Raw genomic sequence first — 21,278 nt, 5'->3', positions numbered from 1 at the left:
GACGTCGTTCCCTCCCCTGGGGGGTGGGGAGAGAAGAAGATCGGTCACGGTCTATCGGCCGAGCAGGGCTTCGCTGGCCTGCTCGAGGCACCGGGGCGCGATCTCAAGGCAGAGGGGCCTGATGTCACCAGCAGAAGCCCCGGCCGGCTGTGTAGTAGGTTGTGGGATACACGTACTGTTGGGGGGTGTAGTAAGAGGTGGGATAGACATGCTGTTGGGGGGTGTAGTAAGAGGTGGGTTGCACGTACTGGGGGGCGTAGTACGAAGTCGCATAGGTGTAGCGAGGCGCGTAGTAGCCGGAATAGTAACTCCCGTACCCATACCCTCCGTAATAGGCGCTGCGGTGGTGATGGTACCCGCAATGGCGTCCGAAGCCGCAAGCAGATGCCGTCGAACCCGTGCCCACAAGGGCTGCCACTGTCAGGACGGCGGTTCCGAAGATGCTCGATGTTCGTCCGTTCCAAAGACTCATCGGAGTTCTCCTCTGTGAAGCGAAGGTCTTTCGCTCCACGCTTCGACACTCAAAATCGGGTGTCAGGAAGACCCCCCAGATCTCATCCCCACCCGACATGATTCCTACGGGACAATTCTTGAAACCGGTCACGGGATGCCATGATTTTTTCGTGACAATGCACCGGCATAATTGCCTTTTCGGTAAGCCTTCAGCCGAATTCAGTTCATCTTGCAATCTGAGGGCCGCTCCATTTCACTATTCCCATGGCGACGACGAGCTCAGACACTCTTGATGTGCCATCTCTGCTGACCGTTCTGGGGCCGCAATTAACCCCCGAGCAAGCCACAAGGATCTTCCAGCAGGGCCAGGAAGCGGTCGTCTTCGCACTCCTGAACTTGGCCAAGCAACTGGCCGAGAAGAAGGCCGGAGTGCCCACGGGCACTGACCCGTCGGCACCGTCGGGACAGACTCCACCTTATGCCAAGCCAACCGCCAAGGGGCGGGCCAAAGCCAAGGGGGCCAAGGCGGGGCATCCCGGTCGGCGACGGCCCGCGCCGACGCGGATCGACCGTCACGAGGAGCACTCACTCTCGGCTTGCCCCGAGTGCCATGGGCCGGTGCGACCCTGCCGAGGTTCCCGGACCCGCCTCATCGAGGACATCCCCGCCGACATCACGCCGGTGGTCACCCAACACACGATCCATCGCTCCTGGTGCCCCCACTGCCGCGCCACCGTCGAGCCGACGGTCCCTGACGCCTTGCCCGGCTCGACCATCGGGCTTCGCGTTGTCGTCCTCTCGGCCTGGCTGCACTACCTGCTGGGCACGACGCTGGCCCAGATCATTGACGTGTTCAACTTCCACCTCCAGTTCAAGCTGTCCTCCGGCGGCCTGATCCAGATGTGGCGGCGTTTGCGGGAGATCCTCCTGGCCTGGGATCTCGAGATTCAGGCCCAAGCCCTCGACAGCGCCGTGTTGCACGCCGACGAGACCGGTTGGCGAGTCAACGGTACGACCTACTGGTTGTGGTGCTTCGCCTCGAAAGACGTCACGTATTACATGATCGACCGGCGGCGTGGCAGTCCGGCGTTGAAACGGTTCTTCAAGAAAGAGTTTGCCGGCGTGTTGGTGACTGACTTCTGGGGCGCCTACAACGCGGTCGTCTGCACGCAGAAACAGAAGTGCCTGCCCCACCTGCTGCGTGATCTGAAGCGGACCCAGCATTACCACAAGCCCGGGGACGACTGGCCGGCGTTCTCCAAGCAACTGAAGCGGCTGATCCGCGACTCGATCCGCCTGAGCAAGCGTCGGAAGGAACTGCCGGCGAAGTCGTTCGCCTCGCGGCGGCAGCGGTTGGACGTGCGATTGCGCGAACTGCTGGCGCAGCCGTGGGAACAACGCCACGCCCGTCGACTGGTGAAGCGACTGCGGCGGCATGCCTCCGAGTTGTTCACGTTCCTGGACCATGCCGAAGTCCCGTTCGACAACAATCACGGTGAGCGTCAAATCCGCCCGGCCGTGATTGCGCGGAAGAATAGCTACGCCAACGGCAGCGAGGACGGGGCGGAAACTCAGGCCATTCTGATGAGCGTGTTCCGCACGCTGAAGCAACGCGGCCATAATCCCGTATCCGCCGTAACCGAAGCCATTCGCGCCTACCTACGAACCGGTCAGTTGCCAGCCTTGCCAGACCCGATCGCTGAATTCCGCTGAAGGCTTACCCTTTTCGCAACCTCGTTTGGATCCTTGTCACGGACCGCGAATCAAGCCGTAATTACGGAGAGGAATCGAACCGACCGCGAAATCGGCAGGGTGAGTCGAATCGAAGAATGATCACTCTGATCGCAATGGCTGCGATCCCCTGCCCCACCTTAAATTTCCCTGCAATCCTCTGCCCCGTCGCAACGACTGAAGACCGGTCGTTCCGTACGGGGCGAGTTTCGTTGATGGATACCATGCAACGCGTCAAGAGGTGGGTCGGCTCTGTTGGAAATGGGAAATTTTCTCAAATCTGAAAATCTGAATTGATTGAATTTGTTTCTGGGTGGATTCCTCCTCCATCGCAATCCTCAGGAGAGCGGCTCAATAGTTCATCCAGAGCGACTCTTGCCCGGGTTTCTTGTTGGAGTGGCAATGTTTTTCAGGTGCGTCGAATCGCCGCCATCCCTTGAAGATCAGGTCCATGAAGGGGCAACGGTAGCCGGAGACGGCGGCCTTGCCGCGGCAACCGCTGAGTGCTGAGGCGAGTTCGCGGTGCTGTGTTTCATCCATCTCGAACCCGTAGGCGTGGCAGTCTCCACGCGTTTGGTGAAGGTAAGGGGGATCACAGTAGAAGAAGGTTGTCGGCCCGTCGTAGATCCGGATCAAATCCACGGCGGGGCGATTTTCGATCTGGACCCGGAGCAGGCGATTCGCGACGTCGCCCAACGCCTCGACCCCTCCGAACCAGCGTGAGATGGTGCCCGACATCCCCCCGCGACTGGTCTCTTTACAGTTCGCCCAGCGGCCGAGCGTGGCCGTCTGTGCCAGTCCCGTTCGGGCTTGTCGGGCTCTCACGTAGAACCGACGGGCGCGTTCGAGATCGGCGCACCCCTGCGAATCACTGTGGATGGCCTCGTAAAATTCTTCGCGGGAGAACGGGGTCAAGGCGATGACCCGGATCAAGTCCTCGGGGTGGTCGCGGAGGACCCGGAAAAAGGTGACGACATCGCCATCAATGTCGTTGTAAGTTTCGATGGGACAGGGGGCTCGGTTGAGCAGGACCGCTCCGGACCCTGAGTAGGGCTCGCAGTAGTGATGGGCCTCGGGGAGCAGCGGAAGCAGCCAGTCGAGGTGGTTGAACTTGCCGCCGTACCACCCGAAGACGATCCTCCGCTGACGGTCTGGGCGGGGTCGGGCCGGGTGTTTGCCGAGGGGGTCGGCTCGGTCCAGATGGATCGGTGAGAGTTCCCGTCCGCGGCCCGGTCGCCTGGTCTGGTTGATATCCTTCGCCCCATCAGGTGCGCTGGCCATCAAAACCTCCCATGTTGTTAGGGCCAACGATAACTGTAACATGTGAGGGTTTTCGTGACATTAGGTGCGTTCGGCTTCTCCCGGTGATCCGTCGCCCCCCCGGACCCGTCTTTATGTTGCCGTCGCAACTCTCGGACATCATCGTGGCCTTGTCGGGATCTTCCGTGGCTTGCTAGAATCGTGAAATTTTTCGGGCCGCGCCGCCTCCCCGCGCGGGGTGTGCGCGGCCCGGTTGCGCGCTATGCGTCTGCTGCCGATCCGCCCGACTGACTGAACGAACCGGAGACGAGAATCGCCGTGCCCAAGCGAACTGACCTCAAGACGATCCTGATCATCGGCGCCGGCCCCATCGTCATCGGCCAGGCTTGCGAGTTCGACTACTCCGGCACCCAGGCCTGCAAGGCGCTCCGCGAGGAAGGGTATCGCGTCGTCCTGGTCAACTCCAACCCGGCCACGATCATGACCGACCCCGACATGGCCGACCGCACCTATGTCGAGCCGATTACCCCCGAGTTCGTCGAACGGATCATCGCCGCCGAACGCCCCGACGCCGTCCTGCCCACACTTGGCGGCCAGACCGGACTCAACGTCGCACTCGCCCTCCACGACTCAGGGGCCCTGGCCCGCTACGACTGCAAGCTGATCGGCGCCACCGCCGAGGCGATTCGCAAGGCCGAGGACCGCCAGCTCTTCAAGGTCTGCATGGAGCAGATCGGCCTGGAGAGCGCCCGGAGCGGCCTGGCCCACAACCTCGACGAGGCACGCGGCATTCGCGACGAGCTCGGCCTCCCTTGCGTCCTCCGCCCCAGCTTCACCATGGGAGGTTCCGGTGGCGGCGTCGCCTACAACCGCGATGAGTTCGACCGGATGGTCGCCTATGCCCTCGAGCTCAGCCCGGTCCACTCGGTCCTGATCGAGGAGAGCCTGGTCGGTTGGAAAGAGTATGAGATGGAGGTGATGCGCGACGAGGCCGACAACGCCGTCATCATCTGCTCGATCGAGAACCTCGACCCGCTGGGGGTACACACCGGCGACAGCGTTACCGTGGCCCCGGCGCAGACGCTCACGGACAAAGAATATCAGCGGATGCGCGACGCCTCGCTGGCGATCCTCCGTGAGATTGGGGTCGAGACCGGCGGGTCGAACGTGCAGTTCGCCATCAATCCCGACACCGGGCGGATGGTGGTCATCGAGATGAACCCGCGAGTCAGCCGCTCCAGCGCCCTGGCGAGCAAGGCGACCGGGTTCCCGATCGCCAAGATCGCGGCCAAGCTGGCCGTCGGCTACCGGCTCGACGAGCTCCGCAACGACATCACGGGGCAGACTTGCGCCTGCTTCGAGCCGTCGATCGACTACGTCGTGACCAAGGTGCCGCGTTGGGCGTTCGAGAAGTTCCCCGAGGCGAGCACCGAGCTGACCACCCAGATGAAGTCGGTGGGCGAGGTGATGGCGATCGGCCGGACCTTCCGCGAGTCGCTGCAAAAGGCGCTGCGGGGGTTGGAGGTGGGCCGGTTCGGGCTCGGTGCCGACCCCAAGGACCGGTGGGGGACCGAGGATCAGCCGGGCGAGGAAGAGATCCAGGGGAAGCTGGCCACGCCCAACCCGGAGCGGCTCTGGTTCCTCCGCTATGCGATGCTCGCCGGGATGAGCATCGACCGGATCCACGAGCTGACGGCGATCGACCGCTGGTTCCTGGTGAACATCGCCGAGCTGGTCGAGACCGAGGCGACGCTGCGCCAGGCCGGTTCGTTGGAGCGGGCGGGCGAGTCCTTGCTCCGCCTGGCCAAACGGGACGGGTTCAGCGACCGGCAGTTGGCCCACTTGTGGGGTTCGTCGGAGGCGGAGGTCCGCCGCGAGCGGAAGCGGCTCGGGGTGGAGGCGGTGTACAAGCTGGTCGACACCTGCGCCGCGGAGTTCGAGGCGACGACGCCGTATTACTACTCCACCTACGAGTCGACCGACGAGGCGCGGGTGAGCGACAAGCCGCGCGTCGTGGTGCTCGGGGGTGGTCCGAACCGGATCGGCCAGGGGATCGAGTTCGACTACTGCTGTTGCCAGGCGGCGTTCGCGCTCCGTCGCGACGGCTACGAAGTGGTGATGGTCAACAGCAACCCGGAGACGGTGAGCACCGATTACGACACGTCGGACAGCCTCTTCTTCGAGCCGTTGACGGCCGAGGACGTCTTGAACGTCTGCGAGCGGGTCAAGCCGGTGGGGGTGATCGTCCAGTTTGGCGGTCAGACGCCGTTGAACTTGGCGCGGGCGTTGGAGGCGGCGGGGGTGCCGATCCTGGGGACGACGCCGGAGAGCATCGAGCTGGCCGAGGACCGTGAGCGGTTCCATGCGGTGATCGAGCGGCTCGGCCTGCGTCAGCCCCCCAGCGCCACGGCCCTGAAGTACGAGGAGGCGCGGCGGATCGCCGAGCGGATCGGCTACCCGGTGGTGGTCCGCCCCAGCTTCGTGCTGGGGGGGCGGGGGATGGAGATCGTCTACGACGAGTCGGCGCTGGCGCGGTACATGACCGAGGCGGTGGAGGCCAGCGCGGGGCACCCGATCCTGATCGACAAGTTCCTGGAAGACGCCCAGGAAGTCGACGTGGACGCGGTCTCCGACGGCGAGCGGACGATCGTGGCGGGGGTGATGGAGCACATCGAGGAGGCGGGGATCCACTCGGGCGACTCGGCGTGTGCGATCCCGCCGTTCAGCCTCTCGGCGGCGGTGGTGACCGAGCTGAAGCGGCAGACGCGGCTGCTGGCCGACGCGATTCGGGTCCGTGGCTTGATGAACATCCAGTTCGCGGTCAAGGATGGAGAGGTGTACGTCCTTGAAGTGAACCCGCGGGCGTCGCGGACGGTGCCGTTCGTGTCGAAGGCGACGGGCCTGGAGCTGGCGCGGGCGGCGGCGCGGGTGATGGCGGGTCGGACGTTGGCGGAGCAAGGGATCGAGTCGGACCCCGAGCCCGGTTACGTGTCGGTGAAGGAGTCGGTCTTCCCGTTCGCGAAGTTCGCGGGTGTGGACATCGTGCTCGGTCCGGAGATGCGGTCGACGGGTGAGGTGATGGGGATCGCCCCCGACTTTGCGGGAGCGTTCGCCAAGGCGCAATTGGCGGCGTCGATCAGCCTTCCGGAAAGCGGAACGGTGTTTGTGAGCGTGGCGGCCCGCGATCGTCAGGCGGTGCTGCCGGTGGCGGCCCGGTTATCGGAGCTGGGTTATGACCTGATGAGCACGGCGGGTACGGCCGCGGCGCTGACGGAGGCGGGGATCGCGGTGAGCGTGGTGCGGAAGATCCGCGAAGGGCGTCCGAACTTGCTGGACCACCTGGCCAACGGTTCGATCGCGCTGATCGTGAATACGCCGAGCGGCAAAGGGGCGCGGACGGACGAAGGGCGGATCCGTGCGTCGGCGGTGAGCCACGGCGTCCCCTGTATCACGACGATCGCCGGTGGCAAGGCGGCGGTGGCGGCCCTGGAGCGGATGCGTCAAGGGCCGCTCGAAGTCTACGCGCTTCAGGACCTGCTTAAGAAGTCGTAGTTCGCCTGTTCTTTTGCCGTTGGAGGGTGAGCGAAAGACAAAGGGGGGAGTTGACTGACGCTCCCCCCGCCGATTGTCGAGCGTCCTCCGCTCGATCGTTTATTAGTTCGCCTGGGTATTGCCCTGATGGACCCAGAACGGGCTACCCCAGGCCAGCTCGCCATCAGTCTGGAGGACCCGGACGTAGTACCAGCTCAGGCCAGGGGGGCGTTTTTCTTCGTCCTTCCACTCGAACTCGACCTGGGCACGCTGGGGCTCGGTGGAGTAGGCGTAGCGGAAATCTTTGATGATATCGACGCGGGCGATCGGGGCGGTCCCTTGGACCTTGATTTTGAGGCGAACCGGGCCGTCGGCGTTGAACTCGTCGCCCATGATGTGCTCACCGCTCCGGACATCGAGCAAGATGTTGTCGGTCGCGCCGTAGCAGTGTCTGCGCTTGAAGGCGTCGAAAATGGCCTCGCGGGTCGAGTCTTCGGCGATTGCGATGGCGTAGCTGATGTGGGTTGAGATGTGGTCGCTCGACGCCTGGAACCCAAGCTTGTACTGCAAGGCGAGGGCATTCCAGACCATGCCGAGGGGTTTCCAGCCGCCGATCGCTTCGCCGGGCCGCCGGGCCACGCGCGGGGCGCCAAGGTACTCATAAGAGTTTCGGTGCCCCTGGAAGATCTCCACCATCGGCTCGAACTCCGGGTTGACGTCACGCCAGTCGGTTCCCATGGCGGTCCCCGAGGTGTGCGAGGCGCAGAGGCCGTTGTGCTCCTTCAGGTAGTCGTAGAGCATCGGGGTGTCTTCATCGACGACCCCCGTTTCGTCCACCAGCCGTGGCAAGGTCCGGATCCCACGCTGAACGAACATCACGTTGCGGTGGCCGTGAGGATAGGCATTGCTGCGTTCGTAAGTGAACATGCCGGTGAATTTTTCGCCGGTGTACAGATCGGTGGTTTTCTGGGCGAGCCACCAGGTGTACTCTTTACCGCCGCCGTTGTCGTGGTCGGCATTGCCCATCCAATCAAACGAGGCGGCGTCGAGCGCGTAGCGCCACATGTCTTCCAGCGAGCCGTCGGAACCGCCGTCCATCGAGAGCTCGGTGTGGCGGTGGAAGTCGCCGCGAATCAGTCGATAGGTTTTGCCTCCCGCCTGAATGCGATGGTCGCGCATCCGGGAGACGTTTGCGGTCTCGTCGGGGTGGACGGCCGGCGTCTCGTCCTGCGAAGCGACGACGTCGGTCGGGGTCGGGTCGACGGAGCCCCCTTTCGTCAGGGGGGAAAGGGCCGCCACTTGCAGGTCCTCGTTGAACGCGGAGTCAGGGCCGCTGGGAGTCCCCTGGTGCGTCCAGAACTTCCGACCGAGCTCAGGGGTGAGCTCGACCTCACGGCGGAGTCGGCCGTCGCTGCTGTAGAAAGCCAGTAGCGGACCATCGCTCGGCGCGACCAGGGCGGGACGATTGTCGAGCAGGCCATCGCTTCGAGACAAAGGTTGGGGGGGCTCCCAGGCCTTGCCCGCCAGCGAGGTTGCGTGCTCGACCCACAGGGCGCCGACGACCATGACGGCCTGGGTTCCCCAGATCGATTCCTGACGGTGGCGGAATGCGAGCCAGATTCGGCCGTCGCGATCGATGCTGATCCGAGGATAACTGTTCATGGGTCGAAGCTCTTCGGGAGCGTTGGCCAGCGGGTCGGGGGCGTCGAGCACCCGATCTCCATCGACGCAACGGACCCGGACGGCCGCCGAGCGGTAGAGAGTCGACCCTTTGCCGTCGACGAGGTTCTCGGCGTCCTTGCCCCAGTTGGCATCGCGCTCTTCGTAGGCGACCCAGGCCCGGCCCCTCGGGTCGACGGCCAGGGTCGGCCTGGCCTCGTATTTCGCCGAACCGGCCACGGAGACCAAACGCCCTCCTTCCGAGGTACCCGACCACAGGAGGACGTCGTAGTTGCCGGCCCGGTAGCTGTCGAATGTGACGAAGCATCGGCCGTTCTTGGCGAACGCGAGGGACGGGGACCAGTCGTTGCCCGGATGGTTGCTAATATTGAGAGGTTGGCTGTTGTTGTCGCCGTCGACTTCGGCAACCAGGATCTCGGCCTGTCCCTTGATCCAGGCTTGCCAGGCCATCCAGACCTTGCCGTCAGGCGCTGTAGCGAGCACGACGTCGGTGTCCGTGCCGGGGTCGGTCGTCAAGCGTTTGGGCTCGGACCAGGACTGATTCTCGGGGGCGTAGATCCGGCGGTAGAGGTCCCAGTTTCCCTCCTTGTTTTCGGACCAGACGACGACCACCTTGCCGTTGCGATCGACGGCCACTGCGGGACGCCAGACGTCGAGGCCGGGCTTGGTTACATCGATGGGATCGCCGGCTTTTCCGGCGGTGAAGCGGAGGAGGCGGATCTGGTCTCCGCCCCCTTTGGGTGCAGACTCGGCGAAACTCTTGGGCCGCGTGCGGAACGACTCGAGATCGCTGGGTCCGCGCGCCTGGTGGACGACGAAGGCGACCCAGGCGGCTCCGTTGGCATCGGCCGAGGCGGCGGGGAAGTCCTCTTGATCGACGCTGTCGAGCAGCGTGACCCCGTCGGGGACCTGCCTGGCTTCGGCCTTGCCGTCGAGGTAGGGGTGGGCCAAGCCGTCGGCCAGGTCGGCGAGCCGGACCTTGAAGTCTCCGCGTTCGGTTTCGACCGTCAGGGTCGCGGTTGAGGGGGCTTTGAGGGAAACGATCACGCCGTTGGGGGCGATGTTGACTCCAGGGGTTCCCGGCCCGGTCTGCCTCTGCTTCTTGGCGGCCACCTGCTTCTTGGCCGCGTTTTGCCCCGCCTTCTTGGCGGCTACCTTGCGAACGAGCAGGCTCTTCGCCTGCCACGAGTCGTTGCCGGTGACCTTGTCCCCTTTGCGGAAGCGATACCCTTCAACTCCGAGGATCTCCCCTTGATCGACCTTGGCCTGGCCGCTCCATGTCTCTCTCTGACGGTCGCCGACTCCCAGCAAGAGCCGGACCGAGACCACGTCGGGATCGAGCCGTCGGGGCGGCGCTGTTTGACTTGCTCCTTCCTTCTGGGCCCAGACGGCCGTGACGCCGAGCATTCCGAGCAGTGTCAAACTCAAGGTAAGCCATCGCCGGATTAGCATGAGAAAGTCCTTGGGGAATTGTAGGGTGGGCACGGCCCACCATCCGGGAACTGGTGGGCCGTGCCCACCCTACAAAACAGAATCAGGGCTCGGGAGGGGGTTCCTCGTCCGATTTTTCCGAGACCGTCGACGTTGCCTGGACGGGAACCCCTTCAGGGGCCTGGTAGTCGGCCTGATCGCCGAACCTCGCCTTGGGCTGGTGGCCGCGAAGGGTCTCGACTTCGGTTACGAGCCAACCCCTTGGTTTCCGGTCGACGCGGTACGTCTGCCGCTCATTCCGGTCGGGGTAGACGGTCTCGACGATGACGCGTGCGGTCTCGTCGCCGTCGGGCTCGGCGGCGAAGACGGCGTGGCTCTTACGGGCCCGGGCCGTTTTGCGGAGGTCGGCGGCGAAGGTGTTACGGCCTCGCTCGTCCACTTCGCGTTCGAGCCGGCTCTTGATCGGCCCATCGAACGCGTCGAGGTAGGCGGCCACATCCCCCTTCCAGGCGCTCTCGAGCAGGGCATGAACCCGCGTTTCGGCCGGGTTGGACGCTTCTTCTGCTGTGAGCTCGGCCGGTCTCTCCTGGGAGGTGGGAGGGCGCTGAATGCCCGACCAGGCCAGGAGGCTCATCAGGACGACCGTCAGAACACCCGCCATGATCCGTTTCATTCGTCCCCTCCACGTTGTATCGGCGGTCTGTTCGTCAGGATTCCGTCGGCCGGGCTACTGGGGCCGGTTCGGTTCTGGGGTGGGCTCGGCCCGGTTGTCATCGGCAATCAGGCTGATGTCGATGTCTTGGCCGGGGGCGACGATCATCTTGCGGTTGAACCGTGGGAGCAGTGTGGCCAGCGTTTCAAGGTAGAGCCGTTGGCGCGTCGCCGCCAGGGACTTGCGTGACTCGACCAGGACGTTGGTGAAGCGGTCGGCTTCTCCCTTGGCGACTTGGACGAGGCGGTCGAACCGGGCGGCTGCACGGTCGCTGATCTCGCGGGCCTGCCCCTCGGCGTCGGCTCGGGCACGCTCGGCGTATTCCTCGGCACGGGTGACGGCCTGGCGGAGGTCGCTCCGGGCCCGCGCTGCATCGGCGAAGGCCGGCGCGACTGGCATGGGCGGAGCGGCGCGCCCCAGGCGGACTGCGCGGATCGAGACGCCGAGTCCTTCGTTGTCGGCCTGCCCTTGGAGCGAGTGGAGCATTCGGTCGGCCACCTCGGCCCGGCCGGTCGTCAGGACGTCGTCGATCGAACGGTCGGCCAGCGCGCGGGTCAGGGCCGCCTGGGCGGCAGCGGCCAAGGCGTCGTCCACCGAGCGGGTGGCGAACAGGTAGTCCACGGGCTTGAGTACGCGATACTGCACGATCGCCTGGGCCGAGACCAGGTTCAGGTCGCCTGTCAGCAGGTCCTCGGCGTCAGCGCTCGGGGCTTGGGCCAGAGGCGCTCCTTGGGCCCCCCGCGCGCCGACGGACAGGGTGCGCGTTTGACCTGGCTTGAGCCGGTCGAGCCGGTCGAGGCCCCAGGGCAATCCCCAGTGCAGGCCGGGCTCCCAGGGCTCGGGGAGCACGGCCCCCAATCTCCTCACGACCCCGACCTCGTCTTGCTGGATCACGGTAAGGCCGGTCAGCAGGTAGCCGACGAGTCCGAGAGCGGCGGCAATGAAGGTCCCGCGCTTCATGGCTTCGTCTCCGAGGCCGGCCTTGGCACTGGTTCTGGTTCTGCCTCCGGTTTAGTGGCTCGCTTCTTGTCTTTCTGAGCCAGGGATGACGTCGGAGCCGGGTCGGCGACGCCTCGGGTCAGGAGTCGGAGGAAGTCGCTTTCGGCGGAGAGGACGAGCGTTGTCTTGTTATCGAGCGCGGCCCGGTAGGTTTCGAGGGTCTTGAGGAACTGATAGAAGGCGGGGTCGGCGGCGTGGGCGGCATTGGCGATTCGGGTGGCCTCGGCCTCCCCCTCACCGACTACTCGCGCGGCCTCGGCTTCGGCTTCGGCAACCGTCTTCGCTCGCTCGAGGTCAGCCGCACTTCGGATCGTGCGGGCCTTGCTTTCGCCTTCGGCTCTGGTCTTTGCCGCCACCTTCTTCCGTTCGCTCCGGATCTGCTCGAAGACCGCCGACCGGACCTCCTCCGGATAGTTGAGCCGGCGGAGCCGGACGTCGACGACTTGCAGGCCATACTCTTTCCCCGCCTGTTCGGCGACTCGAGCGGTCACGTCGGTCATCATCGCGTCGAGCGCTGAGTTGCGATCGACCCGGACCAGGCCGGCGAGTTCGTGGCCGCCCAGTTCGGCCGCCAGGACCGACGCCGCCATGTCCTCGACCCGCGCAGAGGCGTCGGGCAAGGTGCGGACCGAACGGAGAAACTTCTCGACATCGGTGATTCGCCAGCTCACGTACCAGGCGACCTCGAGGTTCTTCTTATCCTTCGTCAGCATCTCACGCGGTGGTGGGGAATCGAGCTGGAGCCGCTTGTCGAAGCCGCGACGGCTCTGATAGGGCCACTTCCAGTGCAAGCCCGGCTTGTCGATCAGCCGGACCGATCGGCCGAACTCGGTCACGTAGACCGCCTCGGTCTGGTCGACGATGATAATCGACCGGGCGAACGCCACGACGGCGACCAGGCCGAGAAGCAGGGGCAAGACCGTGGACCAGCGCGGCCAGGCTCGCGGTCTCGACTCGACGATGGGTTGGTGCATGGCGCTTTTGATCCTTATCCTTCTTCCCAAGGCGAGCAGGGGAGCGGATCACTCCCTTGTCTTTTGGGGGTTATTTTCTAGGCGAGTGGGGAGCTGCTCGTTATTTTTATGGCTTTGGTTGATCTTGTGAATTGCACACGTTTTGAAATCAGTCTTCAGGTTCGCGATCAATTGTATTTAGGGGTGATGGTGTAAGGGGTTGTCCCAGGCCGAGGCGTTCGGGGTCGGCCAGCCAGACCTGGCGGCGGCCACCGGCGCGGGGGTCGAGGATCAGCTTGGAGCGGCCGGCGAAGGTGGTGGCCAGGGTGTCCCACAGGAGCCGGAATTCGGTCAAGTCGGGCTGATTCGCGTACGAGGACTGGCGGGCGAGGAAGGCACGACGTTCCCCTTCTGCACGGCTCCGGAGCCGGCCTGAGTTCATGGCCGCCGTATCTCGCAAGGCTTGTGCCTCGGCCAAGGCCCCCCAATGCTGTTCCGAAGCAAACCCTTCGGCATCGTTGCGGAACCGTTCCGCGTCCGAGCCGGCCGCCGAGACGTCGCGGTAGGCCGGTACAACCTCGCGAGGCGGGTGCGCGTCCATCACCCGGACCCGGTCGATCGCCACTTTCAAGCCGGCCGCGGTCAGCCGGTTCTGAAGCTGTCGGGCCGTCTGCGACTCGAACTCGCGACGGCCCCCGACCAGGATCGCCTCGAGCTCGGAGCGGCCGACCACCTCGCGAAAGACCCCCTCGGCTGCCGCAGTCACGCTCGCCTCGATTCCGGCAACGTTGAACAAGAGGTCGGCCACCCCTTCCTCGGTGTAACGATACTCGACGACCCCGGCAAGCTCGACGAGGTTCTCGTCGCCGGTGAAGAACAAGGCCGACTCCTCGCGTCTCGAGCCGTGCGAGGCGTTCCAGGCGACCGGTCCGCTCGTTTTCGATGCCGGTCCGATCCGGGCCACTCGCACCAGATTGGGCTCGACCTTGATGACCGTCTCGCAAGGCGCGGGGAGCCCGAAGTAGAGGCCAGGGCGGAGCAGGGGGGCTTGGTAACGCCCGAAGCGCTGGAGCACACCCACCTGATCGGGGCCGATGACCGTGATTCCAGAGCCGAGGTAGGCCACGACCAGAGCTACGCCGACTCCACTGGCAATGACCCGGCGGTGGCCCCAAATCCAGGCCGAAACGACCGACGGTCGACAGCGCCGGCAGACCGCCCCGAACCGGCGGGCTGCGCGGACGATGCGAAGCTCTCCCCAGCGGTCGAAGCCCAGGAGCCGGAGTGCATTCAGTAAGACGAGAAGTGAGCCGATCTGGTGGAAGATCGCTGCGCCGACCGGTCCCAGCAAGCGGAGGCCGGCCAAGGCGACCGCGACACTGTTGACCCCAAAGGCGAAGATGAGGATGTTCTGCCGGATTACCCGCACCGTCTGGCGAGCGAGCCGGATCGTTTCGGGGAGCGGCTCCAGGGGGTCTCCCATCAGGATCACCGAGCCCGCCTCGGCGGCGATGTCCGTGCCGACGCCGCCGAGCGCGAGGCCGACGTCCGCCATCGCCAGCGCAGGGGCGTCGTTGATCCCGTCGCCGATCATGGCGACGACCCGTCCTTCGTGCTGGCGGCGCTGGACCCACTCGGCCTTGGCCGCTGGCGTGAGCTCAGCTTCGACCTGCTTGACGTGGACCTTCTTGGCCACGGCCTGGGCAGGGGCGGGGCGGTCGCCAGTCAGGATCGTCAGGTCGCGAAGGTCAAGGTGTTTCAGGTCGTGGATGACGTCGTGCGCCTCGCGCCTGACGCGGTCGCGCGCTCCGATCGCCCCGACCACTTCACCGTCGACCGCCACGAGCAAGGCGGTCTGGCCGGAGCGGTCGAGCGAATCGACCGCCTGCTCGGCCTCGGCAGAGATGGGCACGCCGCGCTCGCGGAAGAGCCGCAAGTTGCCCACCAAGACCTCGCGCTCGCGACCGTCGGATACGAGCCGGGCCGCGACACCTGCCCCAGGCTGGGCCTGAAACTCTTCGAGATCCACCCGATCAAGGTCGAGCTTGTCGGCCTCGGCCACGACCAGGCGGGCCAGCGGATGCTCGCTCGGCCGTTCGGCGGCGGCGGCCAGCCAGAGCAATTCGTCGGCGTCGAACAACGGGTGCAATACGATCCGATCGCCGAGTTCGGGCCGGCCCTCGGTCAAGGTGCCGGTCTTGTCGAACGCGATCGTGTCGACCCGAGCCAGCCGCTCGAGCGCGGCTCCTCCCTTGACCAGAACCCCGCGCCGGGCGAGCCGGGCCGTCGCCGCGAGGACGGCCGCTGGTGTCGCCAAGACCAGGGCGCAGGGGCAGGTCACGACCAGCACGGCCAAGGCCGGCATCAGGTCGATGGTTGGCGTTTCGCCGAGCCGTCCCCAACGCCAGAGCGGCCCGAGGTTTGTGAACAGGAAAACAACCGTTGCCGCGGTCAGGACGGCGGGCAAGAAGCGTCGAGCGTAGCGGTCGGCCGTGCGTTCCAGGGGGGATTGCTTCGCTTGCGCCTCGCCCATCAGGCGAATCACCTGCCCCAGGGTCGTCTCGGCCCCCACCTTGTCCGCGCGAATTTCGAGCCGGCCGAACTGGTTCACCGTACCGGTGAAGACCGGATCTCCCTCCCCCTTATCGACCGGCAGCCCTTCGCCCGTCAGCACCGCCTGATCGACGGCCGACCGCCCAGCCGTGACCGTCCCGTCGGCGGCGATCCGCTCGCCCGGTCGGACCACGAGCCGGTCCCCGACCACGAGGGAATCGGCCGCCACCTCGACTTCCCGGCCGTCGCGGATCACCCGCGCCGTGCGTGGCCGATACTCCAGGAGCTTCTGGATCGCTTTCTGGGCCCGTTCAAAGGTGAAGGCTTCCAGGCACTCACCGACTAGGGCGATAAAGACCACCTCGGCCGCTACGAAGTATTCGCCCAGCAGCCCCGCCGCTACGCACGCCACCGCCAGCGCGATATCCGCACCGATGCGTCCCTCGAAGAGGGCGGCCAGCGCGAGGTAGACCACCCGCCCGCCCCCGACGATCGCCGCCAGCAGCGACAACGAGATCCCGAACGGCCGGCGGTTCTCAATGCCCCAGGCCCCCAGGATGAGGTCCGTCCCGAGCAAGAGGCCGACGAGCATGGTCGTCGCCACCAGCCAGCGGAGCTCGGCTCCGTGGTCATGATCGTGGTGATGGTGGTTCTGCTCGGCCGGATGCGCGTGGCCGAACGCCATCTGTGCGGGCTGATATTCTCGGTGCAACGCGTTTTCTCGCCAACGCCTAACCTTCCGCGATTCAGAAACCTAGCACAACATACATGGCCTTGAACTTCGTGCCAACCGTGGCGTTGGCTTCGAAGGTTTCCGATCGGCACTGAATATCGTCGACAGACTCTTGAGTGGTTGCAAGGCCTTGGCGGCGAATCGGATAATTAATGCTAATTTGATTTTTTGTTGTGATGGCAAGCTCAAGATGATGGCTGCCGAGTTTTCGGAGAAGGCAGGTGCCCCGAAAGTGAACAGTGGCGTCAGCCGACATCAACCCATTCTTTTCCGTGGAGCCAATCGATCACATCCTGGGGAAATGGCAATGAGGCTCGGAGGGCGACTTCTCGAGCCTGGATACGTGGGCTCGACCGCGTTGTCTCCCGGGTGTTATCGTGAACTTTCCGGCAAATGGGTCGTGCCCGCGGAGAGGCGGCGGCCTGCCGGCGGGGGCATGGATGGTATGCGGCGACGAGAGTTTCTGGGAGCGTGTGCGACGGTCGCGGGGCTGGGGCTCGGCCCGGCGGCCAAAGGTTTTTTTGACGCAGGGGCCGACAACAACAATGAATTCGACGTTGTGATCGCGGGGGGCAGTACCGCGGCGTTCGCGGCGGCCGTTGCGGCGGCGGAGTCCGGTGCGCGAACGTGCTTGATCGAGCCAACAGACTGGGTCGGCGGTCAGCTCACTTCGAGCGGCGTTCCGGCCATCGATGAGGCCTGGCACAAGATCACGGATAAGGCCACCGGGGCCGTCCTGCTCGACGTCGCTAAAATCGCTCGCAGTCGCGAGAACATGACTCCGAATTTCCGCGCCATGCTCGACGCCACGGGCAACCCGGGGCGCGGCTGGGTGTCCAACTATTGCTTCGAGCCCAAGAACTTTCTCGAGCAACATTTGACCCCACTCGAAGCGGCGCTCCGCAAGAAAGGGACGCTCACCGTCTATCGCGACGCCGTCGTCAAACGGGTCGAGACCGACTCCGAAAAAGGTCTGGTCACGGCCGTCGAGGTCATTCAGCGGACGCCGAAGCCGGGCGTCGGCTCGGGCGGTTACGATCGCTTCCTGTCGGAAGACCTCGCCGACTGGTACAGCCCCGAGCCCTCCGCGCGGTTCGATAAGCGGGTGATTCGGTTTGCGTCGGGCAAGGATCGGTCCGTCGTCTTCGTCGACGCGACCGAGTGGGGCGAGCTGCTCGTCCTCTCTGGCGCTCCGTACTTGCAGGGGGTTGAGGCGACGGACGGCGGCCGTGAGGGGGACGACCGTTGCGGTCAGTCCACCGTCTTCGACTTTGTCGAGCGGCTCAACCCCGCGCCTGTGGACGAGCCAGCGGGGCCGGCAGGCGTCGACGGGTTCGGGTTCGACGACCAGACCGGCCGTCCCGATGCCTGGGCGCAAGTCTGGACCTACCGGCGGATCAAGAGTGCGAAGGGGGGCGGTCCGCCGGCCGTGGGCGACCTCTGCCTCCAGAACTGGGGCTACTCGGCGCGCCGGAAGCAGGGAGGCAACGACTACCCCTTCGGCTACATGTTCCGCTCCCGCGCTGAGACCGACGCCGAACGGGCCGACTGGCGCGGGGGTGTCGACCTTGCTGTGATCGCCGCTGCGGAGCGCAGGGCGTTGGGCTGGCACGACTGGTTCAAGAACCACCCTCCCGAGGGCATCGCCCCCGGCCAGGTCAGTCTTGAGCGGGATGCCCTGGGCACCGGCCACGGCCTGGCCAAGGTCCCCTACGTCCGCGACACCCGCCGTTCCGTCGGTCTCGACGGCTTCCTCCTCAAAGGAAGCGATCTCAGCGGACCGCCGCAGCGCAAGACCGGCCGGCGGTTCTACGACCACATCGCGCTGGGGGCCTATCCGTCCGACGTCCACCCGCTCGCCTCTTGTGCGATGCCGGCCTACGTCGTCGGCGCGCACGATACGCTGCCGTTTCTGATTCCGTTCCGCTCGCTGACCAACGAGCGGTTCAGCAACTTGCTCGTCGCCGGCAAGACGATGGCCCAGAGCTTTCTGGCCAACGCTGCGACCCGGCTGCACCCGATCGAGTGGTCGAGCGGGACTGCGGCGGGTGTCGCCGCCGCAGATATGGCTCTAAATGGCAGGACTAGTCGTCAGGAGCTCGATCGGATCGAAGAGCTTCAGGGGCTTGTCAGTCGCAAGACGCCGATCGTTTGGACGATCGATGGTAAGACCTATCCCGGCACCGGAGCGGGCGTCGAACGCTAAGGTTTTGGCATCGATTCTTCTTGTGATTTCGAGACGTTACTGAAAAGAAAAAGAGGGTCGCTGGCCTCGTCCTTGGGACGTGGGTCAGCGGCCCTTTCTTTGTTCTCGGGACGTCGGCCTCGCAAGAATTGCGGTCGACCGACTCGATCATCGCCTGCAAAAAGAAAAACGCGGGCGCCGAGGCGCCCGCGCAGCAATCATCGTCCGGGTCGCTTTTTCGCCACATCGATCCCGGCATCCGATGCGCCGGGCAGGGCCGGACTTCCGGGCGCGGCGACTCCACCGGCCGGCGCCCCGCTGTCTTCCCCGCTGCAACCGCTGAACACAAACGCCAACCCCGCCAGCATGAGGCCGAAAGCGCACAGTCGTATCATCGGAATCTTCCCTGTCAGTGTGTTTGAGAACGGTTCGTGCCGTACGTAGGGTGGGTTACAGCGAGTCAGCGCTGATGACCTCGCTGCCTCGCGTCGTGCTCAGAGCGCGCCAGGTGCTGAGGTTGATCGTGTTCTTGGTGAAGTGGACGCTGCCGTCGGCGAAGACCGAGTTCACCCCGCCCGAGTGGCGGCTCCGCGCGGCGTAGGTGTCGGCGTTGACCGCCGGGGTGGTGTCACCCGGGTAGGCCGGCGGGCCCTGGGTCCGGAACTTGCACGGCGGGTTGTTCATGCCTGGGTAGACGCAATAGATCGCCTGGTTCAGCATGTCCGGCTGGGGCGAGTTCGGGGCCAGGTAGGTGGCGAAGCCGCTCGACGAGCCATACTGAACGAACCCGCGGAGGTCGAGCTTGGTGCCTTGGTCCTGGCCCTGGATCACCTCTGACACCAGCAGGGTGTTGCTCGTTCCGTCAACGATGCTGGCGATGCTCGAGCAGGTGGCGGAGGGCCGTGAGAGGCTGCCCGCCCCGCCGACGGCGATCCAGGCGAACGGTGCCCCGCCGAAGACGACGCCGTTGTAGTCCGGAGGAGTGGTGCTGCCGTCGAGCTGGAAGTAGCCGGTGCCCGTGTTGCCGTAGTTACAGGCGTAGTTGGCCGAGGTCACGTTCAAGCTTATGGGCTTTGACTGATCGCTGGGGCACTGGAAGACGCTGACCCGCATCGTGCTCGTCGTCGTGTTGGCGACGTTGCTGTAGGTGAGGGTATCGGGGCTAGACGCTCCTTGGAAATTGAAGGAGTTGGCGAGCGCGGATTGCTCGAGGAAGGGCATCGTGAAGTGGTACCACGTCCCCCAACTGACCGACCGTGCGCCGGGGGGGAACGTCCCGATCACATCGTGGTAGTTCTGCATGGCCAGCCCCAGTTGCTTGAGGTTGTTGATGCACTGGGATCGCCGGGCTGCCTCACGGGCCGCCTGCACGGCCGGTAGCAGAAGTGCGATCAGCACGGCGATGATGGCGATGACGACGAGCAGCTCGATCAAGGTAAAGGCTTTGCGTGCACGGACCATGGAATTCACTTCTCCAGGGGCGCAAGGGCCCGATCGATAAAGAAACCGGAGGATTGACCCAAGCTTTTGTTGCGGGGTCGGGCGCTGGGTGAAGGTGAAATGGAGCGTTCCAGGACGAAGGAGGGATGAACCGTATCAGGCCGTCGGACGACCGCCACGGATAACCCCGGAGCGGTATGGTCGAGGCAAAGTGCGGGGCTTCCTTGAGATCCGCCGACGCTCCTCCCTCAGAACGTCACACCGAAGATAACAGAGCCCGAATTGCGGTTTCTACCTCAGTTTTTTGAATCAGATCCCTTTTGGCGATCCCTATAAACCTATGGGATTTTCAGATTTAGCAAATGTGCTTAATAAGCATATGCGGAAATTTAATGCATTGCAGGCGTGGACGGAATCCTGCTCGCCTTTGATCGATTCAAAAAGTGAGTTAAATGAATTGTGAGCATGCCCTTTGCGGTCACTTCGCTTCCGATCGCCCTGCGACCACAGCGGCGAACCCGACCAAAATGTCAACCCTCACGCCGATATTTCGGCGACCCTGGACCCTTGAAAAGAGGGAGTGCTTGGGTTGCTCGGGGCGAACCCTTCGTACGGCCTTGGGCCATTTCTGGCGTTTTGGCCGGACCGCGTGGAGTTCGCTTTCGAGGGGACGCTTTCCTTCCGGCGGTCCGCCCCTCTGGCAGTCCCGCGACCCTTCGACTTGACTCTCCAGCTTTGCCCGATAAAATCATTCAACTGAAAGGTTGAATGATGACGGCCAAAGAGACCACCTCCGACCTGGACCAGATCCTGATTGCGCTGGCTGACCCGACGAGGCGGGCGATCCTGCATCGCTTGTCGGAGGGGGAGGCCCGCGTCACCGAATTGGCCCGGCCTTTTGCGATGTCGCTGAACGCGGTCTCGAAGCACATCCAGGTGCTCGAGCGTGCCCGGTTTGTCACGCGGCGTAGGGCTGGGCGGGACCATTACCTGTCGATTAACCCGAAGCCGCTCGACGAGGCGGCGGCATGGATCGAGGCGCAGCGGGCGGCATGGACCGCCAGACTCGGAGCCCTCGACGCCTTGCTCAAGGCCGAAGACGCGGCGAACCCCGAGAAGTGAGGATGATGCTGATGTCGAGCCCAACGCCCGTCCGTTTGCAGGTGACCCATCGTTTTGACGCCTCACCCGAGCGGGTCTTCGACGCCTGGCTCGACCCCGAGAAGGCGAGCCGTTGGCTGTTCGCGACGGCGACGGGCCGCATGGTGCGGGCCGAGATCGATGCGCGGGTCGGCGGCATCTTCAACTTCACCGATCGTCGCGAGGGCGAGGACGTCGAACACGTTGGCCAATACCTTGAGATCGAGCGGCCTCGACGCCTTGTCTTCACGTTTGGCGTCCCGAAATATTCGCCGGTCAATACGCGCGTCACTGTTGACATCCTCCCGCTCGGGAGTGGGTGCCAGCTCACTCTGACTCATGAGGGAGTGCTGCCGGAATACGTGAGCCGGACCGAGGCCGGCTGGGGGATGCTCCTCGACGCCCTGGCCAAGACGTTTGGCTGATGCTTGGCGGGTCGCTTTCGTGGATGCTCCGCTGCTTTTTTTTCGAGAATGT

At 64.8% G+C, this 21,278-nt stretch carries 15 protein-coding genes; 5 read left to right on the top strand and 10 right to left on the bottom strand.

Annotation, left to right across the window (positions count from 1 at the left end; all coding sequences use genetic code 11):
- Positions 1–124: 124 nt before the first annotated feature.
- Positions 125–472 (bottom strand): hypothetical protein, encoded by a 348-nt coding sequence (locus tag SINAC_RS40370; protein WP_015250221.1) that lies wholly within the window; start codon positions 470–472, stop codon positions 125–127.
- 245 nt (positions 473–717) lie between these two features.
- On the opposite strand from SINAC_RS40370, the gene tnpC reads away from it, so the two are divergent.
- On the top strand, positions 718–2,166 hold the full coding sequence (gene tnpC, locus SINAC_RS34760; protein ID WP_015250220.1) for an IS66 family transposase: 1,449 nt from the start codon (positions 718–720) through the stop codon (positions 2,164–2,166).
- 369 nt (positions 2,167–2,535) lie between these two features.
- Here tnpC and SINAC_RS34755 read toward each other — a convergent pair whose 3' ends face one another.
- Positions 2,536–3,465 (bottom strand): DNA adenine methylase, encoded by a 930-nt coding sequence (locus SINAC_RS34755; RefSeq protein WP_015250218.1) that lies wholly within the window; start codon positions 3,463–3,465, stop codon positions 2,536–2,538.
- Positions 3,466–3,762: 297 nt separating this feature from the next.
- On the opposite strand from SINAC_RS34755, the gene carB reads away from it, so the two are divergent.
- Entirely contained in the window at positions 3,763–6,996 is a 3,234-nt protein-coding gene (gene carB, locus SINAC_RS34750; RefSeq protein ID WP_015250217.1) for a carbamoyl-phosphate synthase large subunit, read from the top strand.
- A gap of 102 nt (positions 6,997–7,098) precedes the next feature.
- Here carB and SINAC_RS34745 read toward each other — a convergent pair whose 3' ends face one another.
- The 6 genes from SINAC_RS34745 to SINAC_RS34720 form a co-directional block, all read right to left on the bottom strand.
- On the bottom strand, positions 7,099–10,083 hold the full coding sequence (locus tag SINAC_RS34745; protein ID WP_244884917.1) for a hypothetical protein: 2,985 nt from the start codon (positions 10,081–10,083) through the stop codon (positions 7,099–7,101).
- A gap of 106 nt (positions 10,084–10,189) precedes the next feature.
- A complete protein-coding gene (locus SINAC_RS34740) occupies positions 10,190–10,759 on the bottom strand; it encodes a hypothetical protein (protein ID WP_015250215.1) in 570 nt (189 codons plus the stop codon).
- A gap of 54 nt (positions 10,760–10,813) precedes the next feature.
- The gene (gene hflK, locus SINAC_RS34735) at positions 10,814–11,758 is read right to left on the bottom strand and encodes an FtsH protease activity modulator HflK (RefSeq protein ID WP_015250214.1); all 945 of its coding nucleotides are present in this window, start codon (positions 11,756–11,758) and stop codon (positions 10,814–10,816) included.
- Positions 11,755–12,771 (bottom strand): protease modulator HflC, encoded by a 1,017-nt coding sequence (gene hflC / locus SINAC_RS34730; RefSeq protein ID WP_015250213.1) that lies wholly within the window; start codon positions 12,769–12,771, stop codon positions 11,755–11,757. Before hflC ends, hflK begins: the two co-directional genes overlap by 4 nt.
- Before the next feature lie 148 nt (positions 12,772–12,919).
- The gene (locus SINAC_RS38335) at positions 12,920–16,015 is read right to left on the bottom strand and encodes a cation-translocating P-type ATPase family protein (RefSeq protein ID WP_015250212.1); all 3,096 of its coding nucleotides are present in this window, start codon (positions 16,013–16,015) and stop codon (positions 12,920–12,922) included.
- Between the two features lie 34 nt (positions 16,016–16,049).
- Positions 16,050–16,292: a hypothetical protein gene (locus tag SINAC_RS34720; RefSeq protein WP_015250211.1), complete on the bottom strand. Its 243-nt coding sequence runs from the start codon at positions 16,290–16,292 to the stop codon at positions 16,050–16,052.
- Between the two features lie 189 nt (positions 16,293–16,481).
- Between SINAC_RS34720 and SINAC_RS34715 the strand changes: the two genes are divergently transcribed.
- The gene (locus SINAC_RS34715) at positions 16,482–18,242 is read left to right on the top strand and encodes an FAD-dependent oxidoreductase (protein WP_020466563.1); all 1,761 of its coding nucleotides are present in this window, start codon (positions 16,482–16,484) and stop codon (positions 18,240–18,242) included.
- 197 nt (positions 18,243–18,439) lie between these two features.
- On the opposite strand, the gene SINAC_RS40365 is transcribed toward SINAC_RS34715, so the two are convergent.
- Positions 18,440–18,616, bottom strand: coding sequence for a hypothetical protein (locus SINAC_RS40365; protein ID WP_015250209.1), 177 nt, complete (start codon positions 18,614–18,616; stop codon positions 18,440–18,442).
- A gap of 55 nt (positions 18,617–18,671) precedes the next feature.
- Positions 18,672–19,682 carry a DUF1559 domain-containing protein gene (locus SINAC_RS34710; RefSeq protein ID WP_015250208.1) on the bottom strand — a complete coding sequence of 337 codons (1,011 nt, stop codon included), beginning with the start codon at positions 19,680–19,682 and terminating at the stop codon, positions 18,672–18,674.
- Between the two features lie 747 nt (positions 19,683–20,429).
- On the opposite strand from SINAC_RS34710, the gene SINAC_RS34705 reads away from it, so the two are divergent.
- Both SINAC_RS34705 and SINAC_RS34700 read left to right on the top strand, forming a co-directional pair.
- A complete protein-coding gene (locus SINAC_RS34705) occupies positions 20,430–20,783 on the top strand; it encodes an ArsR/SmtB family transcription factor (protein WP_020466562.1) in 354 nt (117 codons plus the stop codon).
- A gap of 11 nt (positions 20,784–20,794) precedes the next feature.
- Positions 20,795–21,226: an SRPBCC family protein gene (locus tag SINAC_RS34700; protein ID WP_015250206.1), complete on the top strand. Its 432-nt coding sequence runs from the start codon at positions 20,795–20,797 to the stop codon at positions 21,224–21,226.
- The last annotated feature ends 52 nt before the right edge of the window (positions 21,227–21,278 follow it).

The organism is Singulisphaera acidiphila DSM 18658, assembly GCF_000242455.2.
Lineage (GTDB): Bacteria > Planctomycetota > Planctomycetia > Isosphaerales > Isosphaeraceae > Singulisphaera > Singulisphaera acidiphila.
The sequence above is the reverse complement of the archived record's forward strand: the minus strand, read 5'-3'. Positions and strand labels throughout refer to the sequence as shown.

Excerpts from the sequence above, each read along its gene's own strand:
- SINAC_RS40370 (WP_015250221.1), bottom strand. The coding sequence starts at position 472 with ATGAGTCTTTGGAACGGACGAACATCGAGCATCTTCGGAACCGCCGTC.
- tnpC (WP_015250220.1), top strand. The coding sequence starts at position 718 with ATGGCGACGACGAGCTCAGACACTCTTGATGTGCCATCTCTGCTGACC.
- SINAC_RS34755 (WP_015250218.1), bottom strand. The coding sequence starts at position 3,465 with ATGGCCAGCGCACCTGATGGGGCGAAGGATATCAACCAGACCAGGCGA.
- SINAC_RS34740 (WP_015250215.1), bottom strand. The coding sequence starts at position 10,759 with ATGAAACGGATCATGGCGGGTGTTCTGACGGTCGTCCTGATGAGCCTC.
- hflK (WP_015250214.1), bottom strand. The coding sequence starts at position 11,758 with ATGAAGCGCGGGACCTTCATTGCCGCCGCTCTCGGACTCGTCGGCTAC.
- hflC (WP_015250213.1), bottom strand. The coding sequence starts at position 12,771 with ATGCACCAACCCATCGTCGAGTCGAGACCGCGAGCCTGGCCGCGCTGG.
- SINAC_RS34720 (WP_015250211.1), bottom strand. The coding sequence starts at position 16,292 with ATGTCGGCTGACGCCACTGTTCACTTTCGGGGCACCTGCCTTCTCCGA.
- SINAC_RS34715 (WP_020466563.1), top strand. The coding sequence starts at position 16,482 with ATGCGGCGACGAGAGTTTCTGGGAGCGTGTGCGACGGTCGCGGGGCTG.
- SINAC_RS40365 (WP_015250209.1), bottom strand. The coding sequence starts at position 18,616 with ATGATACGACTGTGCGCTTTCGGCCTCATGCTGGCGGGGTTGGCGTTT.
- SINAC_RS34710 (WP_015250208.1), bottom strand. The coding sequence starts at position 19,682 with ATGGTCCGTGCACGCAAAGCCTTTACCTTGATCGAGCTGCTCGTCGTC.
- SINAC_RS34705 (WP_020466562.1), top strand. The coding sequence starts at position 20,430 with ATGATGACGGCCAAAGAGACCACCTCCGACCTGGACCAGATCCTGATT.
- SINAC_RS34700 (WP_015250206.1), top strand. The coding sequence starts at position 20,795 with ATGTCGAGCCCAACGCCCGTCCGTTTGCAGGTGACCCATCGTTTTGAC.